This window comes from Mycobacterium sp., from assembly GCF_035499775.1.
Taxonomy (GTDB): Bacteria; Actinomycetota; Actinomycetes; order Mycobacteriales; family Mycobacteriaceae; genus Mycobacterium.
On sequence record NZ_DATJYB010000004.1, the window covers coordinates 1 to 4,976 of the forward strand.

At 65.4% G+C, this 4,976-nt stretch carries 6 protein-coding genes; 2 read left to right on the forward strand and 4 right to left on the reverse strand.

The window, feature by feature from the left end; all coding sequences use genetic code 11:
* On the reverse strand, positions 1 to 806 hold an 806-nt coding region (gene nrdF / locus VML93_RS00115), incomplete at its 3' end, for a class 1b ribonucleoside-diphosphate reductase subunit beta (RefSeq protein WP_325606377.1).
* A gap of 126 nt (positions 807 to 932) precedes the next feature.
* Positions 933 to 1,793 carry an SDR family oxidoreductase gene (locus VML93_RS00120; RefSeq protein ID WP_325606378.1) on the reverse strand — a complete coding sequence of 287 codons (861 nt, stop codon included), beginning with the start codon at positions 1,791 to 1,793 and terminating at the stop codon, positions 933 to 935.
* A 135-nt stretch (positions 1,794 to 1,928) separates the two neighbouring features.
* Here VML93_RS00120 and VML93_RS00125 point away from each other — a divergent pair, with 135 nt between their 5' ends.
* Positions 1,929 to 2,459 carry a TetR/AcrR family transcriptional regulator gene (locus VML93_RS00125; RefSeq protein ID WP_325606380.1) on the forward strand — a complete coding sequence of 177 codons (531 nt, stop codon included), beginning with the start codon at positions 1,929 to 1,931 and terminating at the stop codon, positions 2,457 to 2,459.
* Positions 2,460 to 2,531: 72 nt separating this feature from the next.
* On the opposite strand, the gene VML93_RS00130 is transcribed toward VML93_RS00125, so the two are convergent.
* The gene (locus VML93_RS00130) at positions 2,532 to 3,176 is read right to left on the reverse strand and encodes a TIGR03085 family metal-binding protein (protein WP_325606382.1); all 645 of its coding nucleotides are present in this window, start codon (positions 3,174 to 3,176) and stop codon (positions 2,532 to 2,534) included.
* A gap of 6 nt (positions 3,177 to 3,182) precedes the next feature.
* A complete protein-coding gene (locus VML93_RS00135) occupies positions 3,183 to 3,791 on the reverse strand; it encodes a TetR/AcrR family transcriptional regulator (RefSeq protein ID WP_325606384.1) in 609 nt (202 codons plus the stop codon).
* Positions 3,792 to 3,868: 77 nt separating this feature from the next.
* Between VML93_RS00135 and VML93_RS00140 the strand changes: the two genes are divergently transcribed.
* The coding region (locus VML93_RS00140; RefSeq protein WP_325606386.1) for an NAD(P)/FAD-dependent oxidoreductase at positions 3,869 to 4,976 on the forward strand (1,108 nt) is incomplete at its 3' end.

The window sequence follows — 4,976 nt, forward strand, 5'->3', positions numbered from 1 at the left end:
TTCATCAGCGCCTTGTTTGCGTTGTAGCGCAAGAACTTTTTGACGTCTTCGGTCAGCCCGACCTCGTCGTAGAGGTCCTGGGTGTACTCGACCTCGTTGTCGTACAGGTCGAAGAGCAGCTCGTAGGTGTAGTCCTTGAGCTCGGTGCGCTTTTCCTCGTCGACCAATTGCAGGCCACGCTGGTACTTGTAGCCGATGTAGTAGCCGTGCACGGCTTCGTCGCGGATGATCAGCCGGATCATGTCGGCGGTGTTGGTCAGCTTGGCCCGGCTCGACCAGTACATGGGCAGGTAGAAGCCGGAGTAGAACAAAAAGCTTTCCAGCAGCGTGGAGGCCACCTTGCGCTTCAGCGGCTCGTCGCCGCGGTAGTACTTGAGCACGATCTCGGCCTTGCGCTGCAGGTTGGGGTTCTCCTCCGACCAGCGGAAGGCGTCGTCGATCTCGGCGGTCGAGCACAGCGTGGAGAAGATCTGGCTGTAGCTCTTGGCGTGCACCGACTCCATGAACGCGATGTTGGTGTAGACGGCTTCCTCGTGCGGGGTCAGCGCGTCGGGAATCAGGCTGACCGCGCCCACGGTGCCCTGGATGGTGTCCAGCATCGTCAGACCCGTGAACACCCGCATGGTCAGCTGCTTCTCGTTGGCGGTCAGCGTGCCCCAGGATGGGATGTCGTTGGACACCGGCACCTTCTCGGGCAGCCAGAAGTTGCCGGTGAGCCGGTCCCAGACTTCGGCGTCCTTCTCGTCTTGCAGCCGGTTCCAGTTGATGGCCGAGACACGGTCGATCAGCTTCATGTTTTCGGACACCAAAACCCCACTTCACACGGTCGAATTGGCTGCGGGAATGCCTGCTAAGCCTGGACCTCAAACACTACCCCTGGGGTCCGACAAGCCGTGGCAACACAAGAGGTTGTGTTTGCGTGTCGCGGAGTATTAGGCGTTCACCGGGTAATGGGACCGAAGGTTAAGGCGCACCAGGCGGTCGAGGAAGCGATCGGATAGCACGCGGGCCAACCGTACGAGGACCGCGGCGTCACGTCCGATCGTGTACCGGGTACGTGGACGAGGCGCGGTCGCGGCCCTCGCTATGACCTTGGCGGCGCTTTCGCCGGAAACACCGTCCTTCCCGAATGAACGGGCCTGCTCCGAGACGGCCGCCGCCAGGTCGCCGTAACGCTCAATTTGATCGGTGGTCAGGCTGGCCTTCAGCCGGTCGGCGTTGGCCATCCCACGTTCCAACATCTCGGTCTTGACCGCGCCGGGTTCGACGACGACGACCTTGATCCCGAGGCCACTGGCCTCACGGCGCAGGGAATCGCTGACGGCTTCGAGAGCGAACTTGGAACCCGCATACGCCCCATAGGTCGGCAGCGCGACCCTGCCGCCCACAGAACTGATGTTGACGACGGTGCCCGCACTGCGTCGCAGCGCGGGCAGCAGCGCCTGGGTCATCGCGATGTGACCGAACAGGTTGACCTCGAACACTCGGCGCCACTCGACCAGCGGCAGCGCTTCGACCGGCGCGTTGACCGCGATCCCCGCGTTGTTGATCAGCGCGCGCAGCGGCCGGCCCTGCGGGTCGTGGGCGACGCGGTCGGCGATGGAGGCCACGTCCGATTCGACGGTGATGTCGAGGATGCACGGCTCGATCCCTTCGGCCCGCATGGCATCGGCGTCGACGTCGCGGCGGACACCGGCCAGCACGTGAAACCCCCTGCGCGCCAGCTCTTTCGCGGTGGCCGCGCCCATGCCGGTGGAGGCGCCGGTGACGACGATCAGCTCGCGACGGTTCATCAAATGTCTCCGTTTCAGTTGACAATGTCATCTCAAACTAGGCCAGCTGAGTTGACGTTGTCAACCGAACCGCCGGCGGCCTATGCTGCGCCGGTGGTGACGCGATCAGAGACTGCGGCGGCGACCCGCCGGTCGTTGCTCGATGCCGCCGGCGCGCTGCTCGACACCGGCGGGCCGGATGCCGTCACGCTGCGCGAAGTGGGCGCCCGGGCCGGCGTGTCACGTTCGGCGCCCTATCGCCACTTCGCGAACAAGGAGACCCTGCTCACGGCAATCGCCACGAACGGGTTGAACCAACTGGGCGACACGCTGGAGCGCCTGGCCACCGAGGGCGATCCCCCCGAGCACGCCCTGCGCGCCGCGTTGCATTCGCTGCTCGCCATCGGCCGCGCCCGACCCCACCTGTACCGCCTCATGTTCACCACGCCCGCAGGCGATCCGACCGCAGCGGTGCGCGCGGCCGAGCGCACGCAAGATCTGTTCCTCGAACTCGTCGGCCGCATCGTCGGCGCGCAACGGGCGCGACACTACGGAGCGCTGCTGCTGACCACGGCCCACGGCGCAACCAGTTTCGAGTCGAGCGGCCATTTCGTCTGGGACAAGTGGCAGACCAACGCCGAGGGGATCATCGACACGATGATCGCGCTGCTACCGGCCGAGAATTAGCCGCTTTGCCGAGCGTGTACTGGTTGCGAAAATTCGGCGATTATTTCGCAACCAGTACACGTTGGGCGCGGGTCACATGCCGAAGTGCGTCCGGCGCACCGCGGCGACGGCCTCTTCGGGTCCGCTGAGTTCGACCTGCGCCGCGGACTGGCGCCCGAAAACGTAAAGCAGCAGTTCGCCCGGCGCGCCAGCGAGCCGGGCGACCGGCTCGCCCGCTCTAACCCTCACCCGCTCTTCGGTTCCGGCCCAATGCATCTCGAGCCCGCACGCGCGGAGCCGTCGGCTCAGGAATCGTCCGCCGCGGCGCACATTTCGCCACAGGGCGGCGTCCATCGCCGGCGCGAGCTGCCGCGGCTGCCTTCCGTTGGCCCTGCGAACGTCTTCGTGGTGGACGAAGAGCTCGTTCAGATTCGCCATGTCGCGGACCCATCCGACCCGGAAGAACCCGATCGGCGGACCGGACCGGATCCGCGCGACCAGCCAACCGAAGTCGTTGCCCCGGGCCAGTCCGGCCCGGCGCCGCTCGGCGAACCGCTGGAATGGACCCGGCAGCACGAGGCACGGGCCGGCAATGAGATCGCGTTCGCGCAACACCAGGTGAGCGGCCAGGTCGTGGGCCGTCCATCCGTCGATCAGGGTGGGAACGGAAGGGCCGAGTTCATCGAACAGATCACAGAGTTCGAGCCGCTCTTGGGTGTCCAACCGAACCTCGGTCATCGCGCATCAATCCAGTCCGGCGTCACGCAGCGTATGCGTCAGCCCGTCTTCCAGTGCGCGCAGCGCGATGTCGGTGAGGCGGCTGAGTTCGTCGACATCCTGCCCACCCTTGGCCATCCAGGCTTCCAGCGACGCGAACACGGCGGTTGCCAGGCTGTGCGCGGCGATGTCGGCGATCATGGCACCGTCGGCGGTGGGCGCGGAACGCTCGTGGATGAAGCGGCTGATCTCGTCGGCGACCTGATCGCGCATCCGGCCGATGTGCGTCGTGATGATGTCCTGGTCGAGATCACGCGACCGGATGGTGGCCGCTTCACGGACCATCGCGAAGTCAAAAGGGAAGGCGTCCACCGCCTTTCGGACCGACGCGGTGATGGGTTCGCCGTGCGGGCGCAGCGCCAGCGCGCGGGCGAACCACTCGAAGCCGATGTCGTAGTCAGCGAAGATGACCGCGTGCTTGGACGCGAAGTGCCGGTAGAAGGTGCGTTCGGTGACACCGACGTCGGAGGCGATGTCGGCGACGCTGGTTTGGTGCACGCCGTCGGCGACGAAGCGCTTCATCGCCGCGTGCAACAGCGCCTGCCGGGTGCGTTCGCTACGGGTCAGGGCTGGCATGCGGTCCTCCAAATGTCACTATTGACGCAAATATGTCAGCTATGACATTGTGCGGTCAAGCGAGCAGGAGGTCTCCCATGTCGGACTACGACGCGATCGTCATCGGAGCGGGCCACAACGGACTGGTCGCCGCCAATGTGCTGGCCAAGGGCGGCGCGAAAGTCCTTGTCCTGGAACGGGCGCACTTCCTCGGCGGGATGGCCGCGACCCGGGAACTGTTCGACGGGTACAAGCACAGCGTCGGCGCATGGGCGGTGCTGATCTGGCGTCAGGAGATGACCGACCGGCTGGAGCTGACCAAGTGGGGCTTCGAGTTGATGGATCAGTGGACGTCGACGTGCACGTTCGGGGCGCCGGAGGACACCCCGTTCGTGATGTACAACGACCTGGAGCGGATGGCCCGCCACCTGCTCGATGATCACGGAGCCGACACCGCAGCAGCCCTGGGCAGCCTCTTCGCCCATATCGGCCGGTTCGCACCGTATTTCGTCGATTCGGCGTTCGGTCCCCCGCTGGACATCATCGAGGTGATCGCCGCGCAGCCCACGCCGGAGGAGCGCCACGATTTCGCGCAGATGTGGTACGGCAGCACGATGGACACGGTCCGCCGATTCATGGCGCCCGACCAGGCCCGCTGCATCCAGGGCTCACTCGCGGCGATGTCCATCGACGCCTTCGACGGCGGCCCGTGGACCCCGGGCTCGAACGTGTCGACGCTGTATCACTACCTGATCGGCGGCGGCAATGTCGAATACATCATGCCGCGCGGCGGCATCGGAACCCTGAGCACCGCACTGTGCCGACGGGCCGAATCGTTGGGCGCCGAGGTGCAGATGAAGCAGCACGTCAAACAGATCCTGGTCACCGACGGGCGTGCCTCCGGAGTCGAACTACGGGACGGCACAACGATTTCTGCTGACGTCGTGCTCTCGTCTCTCGATCCATACACCACGTTCGTCAATCTGGCCGGCGCGCAGAACTTTCCGCCCGACTACATCCGCAAGATCAAGGAAATCAACTTCAACCTGGGATACATCCAGGCGCACTTGACAATTGACCAGGCCCCGCAGTGGATCGAGCGGCTGCAGCCCTACATGCAGGACCAGGGGCAGTTCTGCCCCACCGTCGCGTACGCACCGTCGCCGGAATACATCAGCGACGCCTGGGAGCAGTACCGCAAGGGGC

What these genes read in the sequence shown, in the direction of transcription:
- VML93_RS00135 (WP_325606384.1), bottom strand. Translation starts at nt 3,791, where the DNA reads ATGCCAGCCCTGACCCGTAGCGAACGCACCCGGCAGGCGCTGTTGCAC.
- VML93_RS00120 (WP_325606378.1), bottom strand. Translation starts at nt 1,793, where the DNA reads ATGAACCGTCGCGAGCTGATCGTCGTCACCGGCGCCTCCACCGGCATG.
- VML93_RS00130 (WP_325606382.1), bottom strand. Translation starts at nt 3,176, where the DNA reads ATGACCGAGGTTCGGTTGGACACCCAAGAGCGGCTCGAACTCTGTGAT.